We start from the raw sequence: 16,891 nt of genomic DNA on the forward strand, positions 1-16,891 counted from the left end.
TAAGTTATAGTATTCCGTGTCAGGAATCTGTCTACTTATCAGCGTCCGCGGAACTGCAGGATTTCTGGCTTTGTTGTTCGCAACGAGGGCTAATTCTGGAGTTCCGTATAAGGCATAATCAATAACGACATCTCGACTGATAATCAGTGCAGTAACTTTAGCCAATCTCGCTGCAATTTCCATGTCAGGAATTTGTCCACTTATTCCAATGATGATGAGAACTGCAGCATTGACTTAGATCGCCAGTGCTCAGTACTGGCTATCATGTAGCTTTTATCGCTTTAGCGCCTTAACTTATTTAAGTGGCGTAACTTGCATAACTTATGCATCCTATTTAGGTGACCTCAGTTATAGTATTCCGTGTCAGGAATCTGTCCACTTATTCCAATGATGATGAGAACTGCAGCAATAAATTATAAAGGCAGGATAGGTGGTTACTTAACCAGCATAAGTTATGTAACTTATGCTAATTCATATTAAAATCACATGAAAGCAATCTTAATTAAAAACTTAGTATGAAAGGGCGTGGTCTTTTGTTTAAAGTGACAATTAACTAAAGGGTTACTTCTTGTATTTAGGAGCATAACCAACTTCTAACAAATAAGAAAAATACTTTCTAACATTATCGCTATCAAGAAGATCACTTGATATCCTTTCCTGAAAGTCTTCTAGAGTCTCTCCACGATGTGCGAAATCATTACCAAATTTTGGATAGTTAGTAATATCACATAGCTTTTTAGCAAAGAATATACATTGCTTAGCTGTCAATTTATAAGTTGGCTCTAAAGGAGCACTTGTACTCGTTTTATTTTGTTCTTTTTCTTCAAACATGAAATGTAATTCTGAAATATTTCTTCCCTCCTTTTTTTGTATATAAGAAACAGTAATATCCGTAAATTTGTTAATTTGATTTAAAGCTACGGTAAGAACCCTTTTTTTAAAGTCTCCCATCTTTTTATATTCATCTTCTATCAATCCGAGTTTTGATCTAAGCTCATCTATAGAAATATATAACTTACCAGTTGATCTCCAACGTATGAGTAACTCATACAGGCGAATAGCATAAATGCTTGTAAGTGGTGAGATTTGTTTAAGTTCATATCTTGTGAACTTTTCTTCAAGTTTTACAAATAAGGGGATAATATCTGGTGCAAAAATTAGTTGGACGCATCCCTCTTCCTTAACATAACCAACTTTTGAAACCCACCTACTTTTGTATATTCCTATTTTTCCAGTTATAGGATCTACTGCTTTATAATTCAAATGCCGTTCAAAAAGATTATCACATGCAGATTGTAACGCTTCATAAGATGCTTGACGTCCTAAATTAAACTGTTTCATGTATTCAGAAGCATGAATCGTAAGTATAGTATCAGAAGTAAGTTCTTTCTCAATTTCTCGAGCAGCAATGATCGCAATTAATATTAGCCTTTGCTCAGATAGATTTAGTGAATACGATGCTTCAACCAAATTATTATCTTTATATACTATGTTACTCATAGGGAGATATATTAAGGAAAATGTTATAAATAGATATATTGACAATACTACTTAACGTCCACAAATGAAAGTATTTTTAATAAAAGAATTTGTCAACTTATGCACAGAATTTGTCAACTTAGAAACAGGAAAAAGTCAACTTATTGGTAGGAATATGTCAACTCAGAAACAGGAAAAAGTCAACTTATTGGTAGGAATTTGTCAACATATACTTCCTGTATCCCTTTGCTAGTCAAGCTTTGAGCAGAGATATAAATAATAAATTTAAATAAATATATATAAATTCAAAAAGACCATTCTTTTGTGGATAACTTTTTTTTAATTTTTTTTTCATGATAGTTGATTACTTCATAAATCACCGTTAAATTATACACAAACAAACTTACGTAACTTACATAAATTATGATTATCTTAGTTGGTGGTGAAAAAGGCGGTGCTGGTAAAAGCTGTTTAGCTCAAAATCTTGCAGTTTACTTACAACAAAGTCAAAGAGACGTCCTCTTATTAGATGCTGACCCTCAAGGAACAACAACAGATTGGGTCAAAGAAAGAGATGAAAACGATGAATTAAATAATATTCCATCAGTACAAGCATCAGGGAATATACGTTCAGTTTTAAAAGATTTAGATAAAAGATACCAAGATATTATCATTGATGCAGGTGGACAGGATTCTGAAGCATTACGTTCAGCAATGACTATAGCTACACATATGTTATTGCCGTTTAGACCCAAACGAAGAGATCTAAAAACTTTAGATCATATGGAACAAGTTTTAAAATTAGCAAAGACAGTAAATCCAAATCTGAAAGCTAGAGCAATTATTACTCAGTGTCCAACTCTTCCTTCTCAAGTTCAAAGAATTTTAGATGCAAAAGAGGCATGCAAATCATTTGGTATTGATGCATTGAATTCAATCACAACAAATCGAAATGTTTATGATGATGCAGATGAAAATGGGCTTTCGGTTTTTGAAGTAAATAGTGATCCTAAAGCGAAAGCTGAAATTGAAAGTATTGCAAGAGAGTTTTTAGGAGTATAACTATGGCTGGTTTAACTGGGCTAAACAAAAAACCTGAACCTACTGAACAAGATAAAATGTTAGATGCATTTATATCTGGTGCAGAAAAGAGGGTAAAGGCTTTAGAATCAAGTGAAAAAAAATTTATTCGTTACACTTTTTCTCTCAATGAAGATATTAGTAAACTAATTGATGAGCTGGTTGTAAAAGGGCAAAATGCAAGAATAAATCGTTCAAGTATTGTTCGAGCAGCTATAGAAAATTTATCGACATATAGTGCAGATGAATTAAAAGAAATATTAAATAAATAAATAAATTAAAAATATCCCACTTTTTTAAGGGGGATATTTTTTATCCAAGTTAAATTTACTGTAAGTCCCCGGTGAACCCTATAGATATTTTTAAATTCAGCTCAGGCTCTAGCAGTGTGGTGGTAATTTATCTATTTGAGTTATTTTATATGAAGGCGTCCTTTTCTGCACAGACACGGATCTAGGCTATTCAGCTTGGCTGACTGAATTGATGTCATGATGTTTGATGCACATTGTCAAATTCTTTATCAAGCGAAACTCTGAATCAATGCTTGTAATTGTTTCACTATGATGAGTTTGAGTCCAGTGAAATGTTGCTTGTTTCAACCGTAGAGCTTTGAATACCCAGTCCATCATGTATCAACACTTTCATACAATGACCACGCTTATTCCAAAACAAGATAACCTCAATGTTGCGATTTGACATGGTCAAAGGCTTTTAGGACATGAGAAAGAGCAGTATAAGTAACTGCTCGCATAGGCACTGTTGCAAATAGGCTGACATGATAAGCTAAATATCTTATTTATTTCGAGATACAGCAGATGAATCCCTTCCATGGTCGGCACTTTCAAGGTGAAATCATTCTTTGGGCTGTTCGTTGGTATTGTAAATATGGCATCAGCTATCGTGAACTTCAAGAAATGCTCGCTGAACGAGGTGTGAATGTTGACCACACCACAATTTATCGTTGGGTTCAGCGTTATGCTCCAGAAATGGAAAAACGCTTACGCTGGTATTGGCGTAATCCTACAGATTTACATTCATGGCATATGGATGAGACTTATATCAAAGTGAAGGGGCGATGGACTTACCTGTATCGTGCAGTTGATCAACGGGGTCATACGATTGACTTTTACCTTTCCGCTAGACGGAACAGTAAATCAGCCTATTGTTTTTTAGGAAAGATCTTCAATACGGTGAAAAAATGGCAAATTCCACGGGTCATCAATACAGATAAAGCAGCGACCTATGGCCATGCTTTATCACGGTTAAAGCGAGAAGGAAAATGTCCAGTAGATATTGAGCACAGGCAGATTAAGTATAAAAATAATGTCATTGAATGTGATCATGGTAAGTTAAAGCGGATCATCAGGGCCACATTAGGATTCAAATCTATGAAGACGGCTTATGCCACAATTAAAGGTATTGAAGTCATGCGTGCACTACGTAAAGGACAAGCATCGTCATTTTATTATGGTCAGCCTCAAGGTGAAGTGTGTCTAATCAACAGGGTTTTCGGTCTCTAAGCACTTTTAAAAAGGAACTTCATCGACTCAAATCTCTATTTGCAACAGTGCCAAATTTTTTTGCCTTTTAATCACGGTTTTTGAAATTAGCCAATAATAATCTCTACAGATGAAATAAATTTATTATAATCATCCTGATAACAAAAAGGATATACCTTGTGCGCCATTCTTATCATATTGAAAAACATTACATCGAACGTGCGGGATGGTTGCGTGCAGCTGTGCTGGGGGCAAATGACGGGATTATTTCAGTCACAAGTCTCGTGGTGGGAATCGCAGCCAGTGGAGCATCTACCCATACTGTACTGGTGACCTGTATCGCCGGATTAATATCTGGAGCTGCATCGATGGCTGCAGGTGAATACATCTCCGTTAAATCGCAACAAGACATTGAAAAGAATGATCTGCAGATGGAAGAACGTGAACTGCAACGCCATCCTGAACATGAATTAAATGAGCTAAAAAATATTTACATACAGCGTGGATTACAACCCGCTTTAGCGCAAGAAGTCGCGCAACAACTGACTGCACACAATGCTTTAGATGCACATGCGCGTGATGAAATTGGTATTTCAGATCATACTTCTGCCCAGCCGTTTCGTGCTGCCTTCTCTTCAGCCATTGCATTTACTGTAGGCTCATTATTTCCTTTAATTTCAATTATGCTTCTGCCTGAGCGATACTTAGAGAAAGGCGTCATGCTGATTGGGGTATTAAGTCTCGGAATTATGGGTGCCTTGGCCAGTTATGCGGGCGGCGCCAGTATTTGGAGAGGTTCGATTCGGGTAATGATTTGGGGTATTATTGCCATGTTATTCAGTGCTTGGATTGGATCATTATTTAATGTTGCGGTGGCATAAGATCCTTTTTTGTATAATCCAAATATTCCCACTCCATGAGGAGTATAGATAATAAGTCTATAGAAATACCTGACCTATCTGACATGCTTTATATCAATAAAGCATGTTGTTCTAGGTGAACAATATGCCTATTTTCTATAGTTATAGATCTAAATCATTTCATTTTTTTAAAAAGCATACTTTTTAATACATTATCTTTGAAAATAAAATGGTGGATTAATGCAGCACAAGCATGTAAACCTACGACTGTAATAAAGAAGTTACCTAAAAATTGATGCATCTGACCAATATATTTAACCTCTCTAACACTGCTCAAAAGTGGCAAATTTAAAGAGAATACTTGGAAGTTATCAGTGAAACTCGATAATGCAAGCCAGCCCGCTATTGGAACGACACATAAACTTACGTAAAGCGTAAATCTGACAATTTTAAATAATTTTATTTGATACGGATTAATGATCTCATTTTGAGGAATACTTCTTTTATAGAGAAAAACAACACTCAACCGCACGAAAAATAGAATAAATATTGAAATTCCACCTATAACATGAATCTGGCCCTGCAAACCTGTTCTTGTTGGATCTCCACTCGTCAAATATACAATTACAACTAAAACAAAGGTAATCCAGTGCATTATTATCATAGGTTTAGGATAATTATTGTTCATATTTTTTTCCTGAATTTTAAATATTGATGTGTGTTGATAAAAACGGAGGCTTTCGCTTGGGAGGATTCTAGACAGCCAACCTGTAAAAGTCCTCTGCCATTTGATTTGGTGTCTTAAAATCCAATCCTTTTTGGATTCTTTGCTGATTATAAAATAGCTCTATGTATTTTGTAATATCTGCTTTCGCTTTTTCCCTCGTTTCATAAGTACGATGGTGTATAAGTTCATTCTTTAATATGCCCCAGAAGCTTTCAATTGGTGCATTATCAAAGCAGTCTCCACGCTTACTCATTGAACCTTGAAAATCATATTTTTCAATCATATTTCGATATACATGACTGCAATATTGACTGCCTCTGTCTGAGTGAACAATTAAGCCTTGTGGCGGTTTTTGATTCCGAATAGCCATTTTAAGAGCATCACAGACCAACTGTGCTGTCATACGTTCATTTAGACTATAGCCAACAACCTGCTTTGTATAAAGATCCTTTGAAGCAGCCAGATATAGCCATCCTTCGTTTGTCCAAATGTAGGTAATGTCACTTACCCACGCGTGGTTTGGAGTGCTCACGTTAAATTTTTGCTCTAATAAGTTTTTGTAGACGGGACGGTTGTGATCACTGTTTGTTGTTCTTTTAAAGCGCTTATGGCGCTTGCAAAAGAGTTTATTGACCTTCTTTATTGTACGTACTGCATATTGGCTAATTTGAACACCTTGAGCGTGTAAATGCTTACTCAGGCGAATATAGCCATAGCTTTCATTGGTCTCCTGATGTGCTATTTTCACCATGATAGTCTGCTGATTTCTTCGAATTTGTTTTTGGCTTAAGCCACTTTTCAACCACTCATAAAATCTTGATACTGAAACTTTTAACAGCTTCGCCATTATGGTGATTGGGTATGTATCTTTATACTGTTTCATGCAGGCGTACCTCACTGACTTTCTTTGGCAAAGTACGCTACTGCTTTTTTTAAGAATTCTCTTTGACAATAGTTCTTTTCTTAAGACACTATCAATTAATAAGTTTCATGATCTAAAAGTTATTATATTACATGTATCTATTATAGTTATAGTCATCTTGTTTTTAGAAGATATTGTTGTTTTTGGTGGAACTTTAGCCAACTTATATGCTGGTATTTCTTCTAGCCTAGTCATATTAGCAATAATTTTTACTTGTAAGCTATTAGATAATGATCATCACAAAGACGATGAATAACTTAAATCGCAAGGACTCATTTATAATTACTCTTTTATTTGAGCATTTAATTGAAGTTAAGATTAGAGGGCACTGTTGCAAATAGAGATTTGAGTCGATGATGTTCCCTTTAAAAAGGGCACTGTTGCAAATAACCACGAATGGTAAGCTGAAGACTGTTTTAGCTAAAGGTGCAGCATATGAATCCTTTCCATGGTCGGCATTTTCAGGGCGAAATCATTCTTTGGGCTGTGCGCTGGTATTGTAAATATGGCATTAGCTATCGTGAACTGCAGGAAATGCTGGCCGAACGGGGTGTGAATGTTGATCACACGACTATTTACCGTTGGGTTCAACGTTATGCTCCTGAAATAGAAAAACGTTTACGCTGGTATTGGCGTAATCCTACAGATCTGAGCTCGTGGCATATTGATGAAACCTATGTAAAAGTGAATGGACGATGGTCTTATCTGTATCGTGCAGTCGATCAACGTGGCGATACCATTGATTTTTATCTTTCTTCTAGACGTAATACCAAATCAGCATATTGTTTTCTTGGAAAAATTTTAAATAATGTGAAGAAGTGGCAAATTCCACAAGTGATCAACACGGATAAAGCACCCACATATGGACGTGCTTTATCACGGTTAAAACGGGAAGGTAAATGTCCACCAGACCTTGAGCACAGGCAGATTAAGTATAAAAATAACGTGATTGAATGTGATCATGGCAAGCTAAAGCGGATCATCAGGGCCACATTAGGATTCAAATCTATGAAGACGGCTTATGCCACAATTAAAGGTATTGAAGTCATGCGTGCACTACGTAAAGGACAAGCATCGTCATTTTATTATGGTCAGCCTCAGGGTGAAGTGTGTCTAATCAACAGGGTTTTCGGTCTCTAAGTACTTTTTAAAGGGAACATCATCGACTCAAATCTCTATTTGCAACAGTGCCACTTCACAGTAGGTCTTGAATACAACTTCTAAGTTCGACATTGAAATACAAGCTGAATTTTAGCCAATTTCACTAGAACTGACTTGAAAAATAATGAGATAAAACCTAGCCTGAGTATATTCGGTTGGGTTTTTCTTATGTGTATTTTTTAGCGAATTGCAAAGAAATTAAATTGGTCAGATCATCGTTATCTTATTGTTATCATATGGACTGGTATTTATATAAAATCAGGCATTTAGTTGAAAATATGTTTTGTAGATTAAAACAATTTAGAGGGATAGCTACTCGATATGACAAGCTCAAAAGAAATTATCAAAGTGCTGTTGCCTTAGCCTGTATATTTTTATGGCTACCTTTATAGGTTTAATTATGAACAGTAAATGTCAACAGACCCTAATTGAATCTGAAAAAGATTATCCTTCTACTTGGGCAGCAATCACAGCTATTGATCCTAAAATCGGTTGTACTCCTGAAACATTGCGTGTTTGGTATCAAAAATATTTAGATCAACAAAATCCTGTCAAAATACAACAGATATCTGATCAAGAAAAAATGAAGGGTAATCCCCCCTAAAATACTAGCTCTTTAAAAGAGGCAGTATTATGCTTTTACAACATGGTGTTTAACTTGAGAAACTGAATTTAAAACAATCTACTGTAACTCTTCCAGACAGATATGAAATTAATCCACCCCTAGCCCCTTAAACACAGCATCTACCGGATCTGCATAAAAGCTGGTCTGGAACTTGGTAAACAGTTCCACAGGAATCGTTGGGATATCTGCCGCACTACTCATTGGCAAAGCAACCTTCTTGGCACCCGCATCAAAAGCAACTTGCAGACATTCGGCAATACTTTCCACCGGTGTCACTGAACCACCCAAGCTCATATCACCCAGTACCACCATCTGACTTTGAACCGATCGTCCTAAGAGGCCAGAAGCGAAAGCCACTAAACTTGGCAGAGCAAGATGGCTGAGCGGGCCGGTATTCTGTAATTCCACCACATGTAAATGGAAATCATGTTCCAGCACCTTACTCCCCCCCGAGATCCGGGATGCATTGGCCTTGAAGTAATCAAAAGCAATCTTGACCTGCTCTTTGGCACTACTTGAATTCCATAAGCCAGATGTCGCCAATTTTCCTGAACCTTTAGTGACTTGAAGTTCTAAGCGGTATAAGCCTGGCATGCCCTTATTACTGAGGCCAATGGTATACAGGAAGCCTGGTTTAGCAGGACCTTCGGGAATAAGTCCACCTCCACCCTGCTCTTTGACTGAGACAAAATGTTCTTCTCCAGAAAATCTGACCAGATATAACTGTCCAGGTATTGAGCCTGAGAGATATAGGCCTCTCTCATCACCGTTTCCATAAACTCAATCAGTAAAAGGTTCCGTTCTAAAGCCCCACAAAAAGCCACCTGGGTCGCCAGCTCATCATCGCCATCACGCAAAGCTTTCCAGAAATCAGGTTCTAAACGCTCCAGGCGCTTGCGAATAGCGGTGGCATTGCGTTGCGCCGAAGCCGCAGTTCTTTTTTGCAGAATATTGTCAATCTGAATGGCCTGATGCCATTGTTCTGGAGTCGCTTCTCGTAATAACAGATCCGCGATCAGCCGGCTTTCACGCACCATCAGGGAGCCACCAATCAGGTCACTGTCATAATGAAATTGTTCTAACATGGCCAATCTCCTATGAGGCCTGATCAAACAGGTAAGACGACAGCTTTTCGATATCTGAGCGTTGTAGTACCAAGGGATATTTCAAGGCATCATCCGCCTCAGCCAGCGTGATCGCGGCCTGATAGCGCTGCAAGGTATAGTGAGCCAGGGCTTTTTTCACCGGAATCTGTAATCTGCCATCAGGCATGCCGAAGTCTTTTTCGACCAGCGCTTTTTGAGCTTCATTCAATTTTGGATTCGGGATCAGCGTCAGTACAATTTCTTCATGCCATTGCTGATCCTGAGCAGGGTCTACTGACTCAATCGCCACCACAACAGGTGTGCGATCAATTCTGGAGAGTAAAAAGTCCTTAAACTGCTTGCTCTGATGGCAATAGGCACGGACATGCCAGCGAAAACCGGTATACACCAGGGTATGTGGGGAAATCATGCGTTCATGCCACTGCGGATTCTGCATGGAGGCATAAATAATTTTGAGACAGCTTTGTGTTCGACAGGCACGCAACACTTCCCTGATGACTTCAGGACGCACACTGCGATCAGGTAATTGAACTGCTGCAAGATTCGGTTCTGGCATCGCAATCAGGGCATGCGATTCACTGACCAAGCCCGAGAGCATATTGAGATATTCATTGATATGCGCTGTAGTCAGTACAGGCTGGAAGCTGGCTTTAGGCACATAACCCTTGACTGAGGGATCATGAATCAAGGCATCGGGGTTATACAGCGTATTATAGCGCTTGATATCCGCAGAAGCCTGTTGTCGACTCAGTCCAAACCAGCTCATCAAACGATTGGTAACCAAACGACCTTCCCAATATGCAAGGAGCTCGATCGCCCGCATCCTAAGAAGCACCTCATGCTTATCTGTCGTCATATACCAATCAGTCAATAAATAGCAGTTTTAAGATTACCCTACAGCAAATATACAGTAAAGATTTTTGACGGTATTTAAAGGTAGTATTGCAATCATCAGATAAAAAATATACTAGTATCCTGATGATAGCCGTCAAAGTACGATCTCTAGCAGATCATGGATCCTGGTATAGCGCGTGAATTGAGCTAAGTTTTAGAATGAGAGCAATATGGGTTTTAGATTTCGTAAAAGTATTAAATTATTCCCGGGTTTTAAAATTAATCTGACCCATAAAGGCATCAGCAGTGCCAGCATTGGCAAACCTGGTGCTTCTCTAAATATTGGGAAAAAAGGTACGCGAACCAGTGTCGGCATTCCAGGTACGGGACTATCTTACTCTAAACACCAACCTTACTCTAAAAAGACCCGTGTTCCACAACCGACATCGCTAGAACACACGGAATATAATCCTCAGAATTTAGAACAACCGAAGACAAAGATCTGGCCTTGGATTATTTTTGGAATATTGTGTTTTATGGTGGGTGCCGTCATTTTTTAGCAAGAACCGCATTGTATTTTAATCAAAAAAAATGCCCAGATGGATGAATGGGCAAACTAAGGAATTAATATCCTTCAGAAACTCCAGCGCAATTCTCGCTACTTTCAGTAAGCGACTCTGGCTCAATCATGAGGGTCTGACTCAATCGAATCGAGGTAAATCGATCCATCACAATTGGAGCAGAAATTATGCTTGAATACATTCTTGGATGATGCTGAAAAGTCTTTGAGTTTTAATCAATAAATAAGAGTATTCATGTCTACCCTCAACTTTACTTATTTTCAGATAGCAACCAATCGAGAGCACTCATTTTTACAATACCATTATAATTTGCTTCAGCCCCTATCGTGTCTAAGGTAAGTAAATATTTGGGATACGAATCAGAAATTTTCTGTAATGGACGTAACTCTCGGCTGAGTGTCTCCTCATTGAGCGTTTCTAATGCCACCTGATAATAAGTTAAATTCTGTAAAGTATCGACAGCAACAAAATCAATTTCATATTCATCAACCCGCCCTACATAGACCGTATAACCTCGTCTGACAAGCTCAAGATAAATCACATTTTCTAAGATATGACCTTGATCAGCATTAGCATCAGGCAACATAATCCGGCGCAATCCGACATCAACTAAATAGTATTTTTCAGAGGATTGTAATAACTCACGCCCGCGTACTTTAAATTGTGCGGCACTATAAAATAACAAACTGTCCTGTAAGCCCTGAATATAGCGTTTTACTGTTTCAAATGAGATTTTAACCCCGCTTGAAACAAAGGTATTTTTAATTTTATTGATGGAAATGGGTGAGCCTGTCACGCTTGCCAAATATCTTGCGACACGCTCGAGAGAGTTAATATCAGCAGTATTCAAACGAGGAATAACATCTTTAAACATTACACTGGCATAGACCGCTTGCAAGTAATCATAGGTTTCCTGCTGACTAGTCATGGCAAGCGTATAGGGGAAACTACTGTGCGTGTACATGGCATACAAATCACGATTGGATAATTGTTGGATGATCGGATTATTTTCAATATGCCACTGTTTAAACTCTTGGAATGACAAGGGTAAAACATGTTGCTCGATATAGCGTCCTGTGAGTAACGTCGCAAGTTCTCCACTTAGAAAGAATGCATTTGAACCTGTAATATATAAATCGATATAATCCCGAACATATAAAGAGTCGACTACTTTCTCAAAATTTGTAACATGTTGTATTTCATCTAAAAAAACATAGTTTTTTTTACTTTTATCAACTTTGGACAATACATAATCATGTAGTTTACGGTAATCGGTGAGTTCTTCAAATTCCATAAATTCGAAGTTGATGGCAATGATGTTTTCGGCTTGTACACCCTGTGCTTTTAGGTCTTGTTGAAACATCGCCAATAAGGTGGATTTTCCAGAGCGACGCACACCTGAAAGTACTTTAATGACATCACGGTCTTGCCATGTATTCAGAAATTTTAAGTAGCCATCACGTCGAATATTAGCGCTTCTCATTATTTACACTTAGAATCTAAAGTTTTAATAAATTCTATCAAATTTTAGAATGTATATGTAAATATATTTAGTTTTAAGAAAAGTTTAAAGGTTAAGTGAAACATTCAAAGCTACTGTAGAAGCATGTAAACATGCAGATCTGATCAAAATCCAAATTCTGTCTTTTTGATTATTTTCCATGTCATGTTATTTCATTGATGCTACGAGTTAACTGCTATATAAATTAAGTGAAAAGTAAATGGAACTAAGATGTTAACTAGAGTGGAACTCATTTTTGTTGTGCTGATGGTCTCAGCCTTAATCCTAATTGCTTATGAAATGCTAAAAGGTTTATTTTAGAGCATCTATACAATTTTTGATCAAAAAAAAAGCCCACAGAGGGAATCTATGGGCGAAACTAAGGACCTTGACGGTCATTCAGAAACTACAGCTAGTTTCTGGTTGTGATTCTGGACTGAATTAAAAATAACCACATTGGCTGAATGTATCAAAAGTTAAATCATGTGATTAATCATTGATACATCTGCAAAAATGAGCTCATCGCTCTGTTGATTAATACAGTAATTCACCAAACCGCTCTAATCTCTTCCAGACTCAGATCTGATTTCATTCTATTACAGATGGGATGAACCAGCAGACCATTCTCTAGAACACCTTGCCCACCTACGGCTTTGGCAATCCGATGATCCGATTCAGTAGAATCAAGATAGATCAATCCATCACAAATGAGGCAAAAGTTATGATTACCCACCAGAAAATTGTGCTTAAGCAGACTCTTGGTTAATGCCGAAAAGGGGTCGTCTCAGGAAACGGAAAATATAGCACGCTAAGGATTTTCACTCCGACTTCTTTTAACGATATCCAACACGGTATTTTTGCTTAGATTGACCAGCCGACCGACTTGTCGATAAGAGTGTCCAGCAGACACCAACTCCAACACTTTAGGTGCCAGACGATCTGACTTGGTACGTTGACCAGGACGACGACCAAACACAACGCCCCGCGCTTGTGCCGCTGCTACACCAGAGCGCACACGTTCACGTAGTAAATCTCCCTCAAACTCTGCTAATGCAGACATCACAGAAGCCATGAGCTTTCCCTGAGATGTGGAAAGGTCAAACTGCAAACCTGTTTGTGCCACCAGAGATACCCCGAAATGCCCAAGATCTTGTAATGACTGTACGAGATCCACGGTGCTTCTGCCCCAGCGTGTCAATTCCGTCACCAAGATGGCATCGATTTCACGAGATTGCGCCATGGTCATCAAGTATTTTCTTTGCAATCTCTCATCCTTACTGCCTGATGCAGTTTCTTTCCAAACACCGACAACATCGTAGCCGCAACGATTGGCGTAGGCACGTAGGTCATATTCCTGTCGTTCGCAGGACTGATCGTTCGTTGATACTCGGCAATAAATGGCCGCATTCTGTCCCAATTGAACCTCCTTGCGAAATTGCAGCGCAAAGCTAAGCGTGGCGGTACAAAATAATGTACCTTTAATAGTTTAGTTTATTTGGGACTAATGAGCCATGCCGCGCCATTCTATTTTGTCGTCCACGGAATTGGGAAGCCTGTTCGAAATTCCAGATGATAGAGCTTTTATGCTTCAGCATTACACTCTGAGTGATTCTGATAAATCCATAGTCCATCAACATCGAGGGGCATCCAACAAGCTAGGCTTTGCAATTCAACTTTGCTACATGCGTTACCCTGGAGTGATATTGGGTATTAACGACGAACCATTCAAACCCTTACTTTTCATGATGGCTGCTCAACTTAGTATATCAGTGGACTGCTGGAATGATTATGGTCAGCGCGAGCAAACAAGACGAGAACATATTGCCGAATTGAAAAAAGTTTTTGGGTTCAAACTATTCACCTTGAGTGACTATCGGCAATCGGTCAATATGATGGTGGATTTGTCCCTTCAGACAGATAAAGGTCTTATTTTAGCCACAACTCTCGTTGAAAATTTACGACAAAAATCAGTCCTTTTGCCAGCTATAAATGCAATTGATAGTATTTGCGCAGAAGCAATCACATCTGCCAACCGCATAATTTATACTGCTTTGACGAGCTCACTTTCAGAAACTCATCGTCAAAATATAGATGCTTTGCTGAACCGTAAAGAGGGCAGCAAACTGACAATATTGGGGTGGCTTAGACAGTCACCAGCTAAACCAAACTCAAAGTACATGCTTGAGCACATTGAGCGGCTGAAGTGCTTACAAGCCATCGATCTACCTGAAGACATTGGAAAACACGTTCATCAAAATCGCTTACTGAAAATTGCTCGCGAAGGTGGGCAAATGACTCCTGCTGATTTGGCCAGATTTGAATCTCAACGTCGATATGCCACTTTGGTAGCAATCGTTGTGGAGAGTATGGCCACGATCACCGACGAAATTATTGACCTGCATGATCGCATTATTGGAAAGCTATTTGCTATCGCAAAAAATAAACACCAGCAACAATTTCAATCATCAGGTAAAGCGATCAACGACAAAGTGCGTTTGTATGGGCTTATCGGGAAAGCCTTGCTAGATGCCAAGCAAAATGGCAGTGATCCGTTTGCCGCCATCGAAACTGTTATTTCATGGGATGCTTTTGCAGCAAGTATTACTGAGGCAGAAAAACTGGCGCAACCCGAAGACTTTGATTTTTTACCACGAATTGGCGAGAGCTATGCAACTTTACGCCGTTACGCGCCAGAACTTCTTGCCATACTTAAATTGCGTGCTGCCCCAGCAGCAAAAGATATGCTTGCCGCTGTAGAGTTGCTCCGCAGCATGAATGTTGATAATACACGAAAAATCCCCTCTAATGCTCCAATAGCGTTTATCAAAAAACGGTGGGCAAGACTAGTCTTTACCGATGATGGTATTGATCGCCGCTATTACGAAATATGTGTGTTATCTGAACTTAAAAACTCGCTACGGGCTGGGGATCTCTGGGTACAAGGCTCTCGCCAATTCAAAGACTTCGATGAGTATTTAGTGACTGCTGATAAATTTAATCAGCTAAAACAGTCCAATGAGTTACCTCTAACCATTACTACTGATTGTGATCTATATTTGCAAAGTCGCCTTTCACTATTGGAGCAGAAATTAGCAATCATTAATCGCATGGCAGCGACCAACGATTTGCCTGATGCGATGATCAATCAATCTGGTCTAAAAATAACACCTCTCGATGCCGTGGCTCCTGATACAGCCCAAACTTTAATTGACCAAACAGCAATGCTGTTACCACATATCAAGATCACCGAATTATTAATGGAGGTCGATGAATGGACAGGCTTTACTCGACACTTCACTCATTTGAAAACGGATGACACTGCGAAGGATAAAGCGTTATTGCTCACGACCATACTGGCTGATGCAATTAATTTAGGGCTGACGAAAATGGCCGAATCATGTCCTGGTACAACTTATGCCAAACTCTCATGGCTACAGGCTTGGCATATCCGTGATGAAACTTATTCAACGGCATTGGCCGAATTGGTGAATGCTCAATTGAAACAACCTTTCGCTGAAAACTGGGGAGATGGCACTACCTCCTCATCAGATGGCCAACGCTTCCGCGCAGGTGGCAGAGCTGAAAGTACAGGACATATCAATCCAAAATATGGCGCAGAGCCTGGAAGGTTATTTTATACACACATTTCTGATCAATACGCACCATTTAGCAGTAAGCTGATCAATGTGGGCGTTCGTGATTCAACCTATGTTCTTGATGGGCTGCTGTATCACGAGTCTGATTTACGCATCGAGGAACACTACACCGATACGGCTGGATTCACCGACCATGTTTTTGCACTCATGCACATGCTAGGGTTTCGATTTGCACCACGAATTCGTGATCTGGGCGATACGAAACTCTATATTCCAAAGTCAGACATAGACTATGCCGCACTTAAACCCATGATTGGCGGCACACTGAATATCAAACAGATTCGTACTCATTGGGACGATATTTTGCGTCTGGCCGCATCAATCAAGCAAGGGACTGTCACAGCGTCGCTAATGCTACGTAAACTCGGTAGTTATCCACGACAGAATGGTTTGGCATTGGCATTACGAGAGCTGGGGCGTATTGAGCGCACACTGTTTATCTTGGATTGGTTGCAAAGCGTAGAACTACGCCGTCGGGTTCAAGCTGGATTAAATAAAGGTGAAGCCCGTAATGCATTAGCGCGCGCCGTTTTCTTTTATCGATTGGGTGAGATTCGAGATCGAAGCTTTGAGCAACAGCGTTATCGAGCCAGTGGCTTGAATCTAGTGACCGCCGCCATTGTATTGTGGAACACGGTTTATTTAGAGAGAGCGACTAACGCCCTACGAGGGCATGGTCGCACAGTCGATGATACCTTGCTGCAATATCTGTCACCGCTGGGGTGGGAGCACATCAATTTAACTGGGGATTATCTATGGCGAAGCAAAGCCAAGATAGGTGGTGGAAAATTTAGGCCATTGCGCGCAATTGAAAAACCTTAGCGTGCTATATTTTCCGTTTCCTGAGACGACCCCTACAA

15 protein-coding genes and 5 pseudogenes are annotated in these 16,891 nt (G+C 39.3%); 10 read left to right on the top strand and 10 right to left on the bottom strand.

What is annotated here, in order from left to right:
- Both ACINWC743_RS24615 and repM read right to left on the bottom strand, forming a co-directional pair.
- A partial coding sequence (locus ACINWC743_RS24615; RefSeq protein ID WP_009585794.1) for a hypothetical protein occupies positions 1-183 on the bottom strand: 183 nt, incomplete at its 3' end.
- 378 nt (positions 184-561) lie between these two features.
- The gene (gene repM / locus ACINWC743_RS13095) at positions 562-1,500 is read right to left on the bottom strand and encodes a replication initiation protein RepM (RefSeq protein WP_002046604.1); all 939 of its coding nucleotides are present in this window, start codon (positions 1,498-1,500) and stop codon (positions 562-564) included.
- Between the two features lie 402 nt (positions 1,501-1,902).
- Between repM and ACINWC743_RS13100 the strand changes: the two genes are divergently transcribed.
- From ACINWC743_RS13100 to ACINWC743_RS13115, 4 genes are all read left to right on the top strand, one after another.
- Positions 1,903-2,541, top strand: coding sequence for an AAA family ATPase (locus tag ACINWC743_RS13100; protein ID WP_000585007.1), 639 nt, complete (start codon positions 1,903-1,905; stop codon positions 2,539-2,541).
- A 2-nt stretch (positions 2,542-2,543) separates the two neighbouring features.
- Positions 2,544-2,831 carry a hypothetical protein gene (locus ACINWC743_RS13105; protein ID WP_000908082.1) on the top strand — a complete coding sequence of 96 codons (288 nt, stop codon included), beginning with the start codon at positions 2,544-2,546 and terminating at the stop codon, positions 2,829-2,831.
- 543 nt (positions 2,832-3,374) lie between these two features.
- Positions 3,375-4,079, top strand: a complete 705-nt coding sequence (locus tag ACINWC743_RS13110; protein ID WP_001067790.1) for an IS6-like element IS1008 family transposase — start codon at positions 3,375-3,377, stop codon at positions 4,077-4,079.
- A 158-nt stretch (positions 4,080-4,237) separates the two neighbouring features.
- A complete protein-coding gene (locus tag ACINWC743_RS13115; protein WP_004761016.1) occupies positions 4,238-4,939 on the top strand; it encodes a VIT1/CCC1 transporter family protein in 702 nt (233 codons plus the stop codon).
- Between the two features lie 154 nt (positions 4,940-5,093).
- On the opposite strand, the gene ACINWC743_RS13120 is transcribed toward ACINWC743_RS13115, so the two are convergent.
- Together ACINWC743_RS13120 and ACINWC743_RS13125 are read right to left on the bottom strand one after the other, a co-directional pair.
- Positions 5,094-5,606, bottom strand: a complete 513-nt coding sequence (locus ACINWC743_RS13120) for a cytochrome b (RefSeq protein ID WP_004761014.1) — start codon at positions 5,604-5,606, stop codon at positions 5,094-5,096.
- A 67-nt stretch (positions 5,607-5,673) separates the two neighbouring features.
- Positions 5,674-6,585, bottom strand: a pseudogene (locus tag ACINWC743_RS13125) (IS3 family transposase); the annotation flags it as partial.
- A gap of 4 nt (positions 6,586-6,589) precedes the next feature.
- On the opposite strand from ACINWC743_RS13125, the pseudogene ACINWC743_RS25200 reads away from it, so the two are divergent.
- The 4 genes and pseudogenes from ACINWC743_RS25200 to ACINWC743_RS13140 form a co-directional block, all read left to right on the top strand.
- Positions 6,590-6,823, top strand: a pseudogene (locus ACINWC743_RS25200) (hypothetical protein); the annotation flags it as partial.
- Between the two features lie 179 nt (positions 6,824-7,002).
- Entirely contained in the window at positions 7,003-7,707 is a 705-nt protein-coding gene (locus ACINWC743_RS13135) for an IS6-like element IS1006 family transposase (RefSeq protein ID WP_001067784.1), read from the top strand.
- Positions 7,708-7,961: 254 nt separating this feature from the next.
- Positions 7,962-8,120: pseudogene (locus ACINWC743_RS23925) on the top strand (IS5/IS1182 family transposase); the annotation flags it as partial.
- Positions 8,105-8,317, top strand: a pseudogene (locus ACINWC743_RS13140) (hypothetical protein); the annotation flags it as partial. The pseudogenes ACINWC743_RS23925 and ACINWC743_RS13140, both read left to right, overlap by 16 nt.
- Before the next feature lie 123 nt (positions 8,318-8,440).
- Here ACINWC743_RS13140 and ACINWC743_RS13145 read toward each other — a convergent pair.
- The 3 genes from ACINWC743_RS13145 to ACINWC743_RS13155 are packed head-to-tail and all read right to left on the bottom strand — an operon-like array spanning position 8,441 to position 10,315.
- Entirely contained in the window at positions 8,441-8,947 is a 507-nt protein-coding gene (locus ACINWC743_RS13145) for a S16 family serine protease (RefSeq protein ID WP_009386988.1), read from the bottom strand.
- Positions 8,926-9,438 (bottom strand): BrxA family protein, encoded by a 513-nt coding sequence (locus ACINWC743_RS13150; RefSeq protein ID WP_009387007.1) that lies wholly within the window; start codon positions 9,436-9,438, stop codon positions 8,926-8,928. The genes ACINWC743_RS13145 and ACINWC743_RS13150 overlap by 22 nt, the downstream gene beginning before the upstream one ends.
- Before the next feature lie 10 nt (positions 9,439-9,448).
- Positions 9,449-10,315 carry a WYL domain-containing protein gene (locus tag ACINWC743_RS13155; protein ID WP_031956490.1) on the bottom strand — a complete coding sequence of 289 codons (867 nt, stop codon included), beginning with the start codon at positions 10,313-10,315 and terminating at the stop codon, positions 9,449-9,451.
- Between the two features lie 208 nt (positions 10,316-10,523).
- On the opposite strand from ACINWC743_RS13155, the gene ACINWC743_RS13160 reads away from it, so the two are divergent.
- Positions 10,524-10,853: a DUF4236 domain-containing protein gene (locus ACINWC743_RS13160; protein ID WP_000506885.1), complete on the top strand. Its 330-nt coding sequence runs from the start codon at positions 10,524-10,526 to the stop codon at positions 10,851-10,853.
- A 271-nt stretch (positions 10,854-11,124) separates the two neighbouring features.
- Here the strand turns inward: ACINWC743_RS13160 and ACINWC743_RS13165 are convergent, their stop codons facing one another.
- From ACINWC743_RS13165 to ACINWC743_RS13170, 3 genes and pseudogenes are all read right to left on the bottom strand, one after another.
- Complete coding sequence (locus tag ACINWC743_RS13165; RefSeq protein ID WP_009513514.1) at positions 11,125-12,357, bottom strand: ATP-binding protein; 1,233 nt, start codon at positions 12,355-12,357, stop codon at positions 11,125-11,127.
- Between the two features lie 552 nt (positions 12,358-12,909).
- Positions 12,910-13,150: pseudogene (locus tag ACINWC743_RS23930) on the bottom strand (HNH endonuclease signature motif containing protein); the annotation flags it as partial.
- Between the two features lie 33 nt (positions 13,151-13,183).
- A complete protein-coding gene (locus ACINWC743_RS13170) occupies positions 13,184-13,792 on the bottom strand; it encodes a recombinase family protein (RefSeq protein ID WP_004726718.1) in 609 nt (202 codons plus the stop codon).
- A gap of 94 nt (positions 13,793-13,886) precedes the next feature.
- Here ACINWC743_RS13170 and ACINWC743_RS13175 point away from each other — a divergent pair, with 94 nt between their 5' ends.
- The gene (locus ACINWC743_RS13175) at positions 13,887-16,853 is read left to right on the top strand and encodes a Tn3-like element ISAcsp1 family transposase (protein ID WP_004726714.1); all 2,967 of its coding nucleotides are present in this window, start codon (positions 13,887-13,889) and stop codon (positions 16,851-16,853) included.
- The last annotated feature ends 38 nt before the right edge of the window (positions 16,854-16,891 follow it).

Source organism: Acinetobacter sp. WC-743 (assembly GCF_000335555.1).
Taxonomy (GTDB): domain Bacteria; phylum Pseudomonadota; class Gammaproteobacteria; order Pseudomonadales; family Moraxellaceae; genus Acinetobacter; species Acinetobacter bereziniae.

Excerpts from the sequence above, each read along its gene's own strand:
- repM (WP_002046604.1), bottom strand. The coding sequence starts at position 1,500 with ATGAGTAACATAGTATATAAAGATAATAATTTGGTTGAAGCATCGTAT.
- ACINWC743_RS13100 (WP_000585007.1), top strand. The coding sequence starts at position 1,903 with ATGATTATCTTAGTTGGTGGTGAAAAAGGCGGTGCTGGTAAAAGCTGT.
- ACINWC743_RS13105 (WP_000908082.1), top strand. The coding sequence starts at position 2,544 with ATGGCTGGTTTAACTGGGCTAAACAAAAAACCTGAACCTACTGAACAA.
- ACINWC743_RS13110 (WP_001067790.1), top strand. The coding sequence starts at position 3,375 with ATGAATCCCTTCCATGGTCGGCACTTTCAAGGTGAAATCATTCTTTGG.
- ACINWC743_RS13120 (WP_004761014.1), bottom strand. The coding sequence starts at position 5,606 with ATGAACAATAATTATCCTAAACCTATGATAATAATGCACTGGATTACC.
- ACINWC743_RS13135 (WP_001067784.1), top strand. The coding sequence starts at position 7,003 with ATGAATCCTTTCCATGGTCGGCATTTTCAGGGCGAAATCATTCTTTGG.
- ACINWC743_RS13145 (WP_009386988.1), bottom strand. The coding sequence starts at position 8,947 with ATGCCAGGCTTATACCGCTTAGAACTTCAAGTCACTAAAGGTTCAGGA.
- ACINWC743_RS13150 (WP_009387007.1), bottom strand. The coding sequence starts at position 9,438 with ATGTTAGAACAATTTCATTATGACAGTGACCTGATTGGTGGCTCCCTG.
- ACINWC743_RS13155 (WP_031956490.1), bottom strand. The coding sequence starts at position 10,315 with ATGACGACAGATAAGCATGAGGTGCTTCTTAGGATGCGGGCGATCGAG.
- ACINWC743_RS13160 (WP_000506885.1), top strand. The coding sequence starts at position 10,524 with ATGGGTTTTAGATTTCGTAAAAGTATTAAATTATTCCCGGGTTTTAAA.
- ACINWC743_RS13165 (WP_009513514.1), bottom strand. The coding sequence starts at position 12,357 with ATGAGAAGCGCTAATATTCGACGTGATGGCTACTTAAAATTTCTGAAT.
- ACINWC743_RS13175 (WP_004726714.1), top strand. The coding sequence starts at position 13,887 with ATGCCGCGCCATTCTATTTTGTCGTCCACGGAATTGGGAAGCCTGTTC.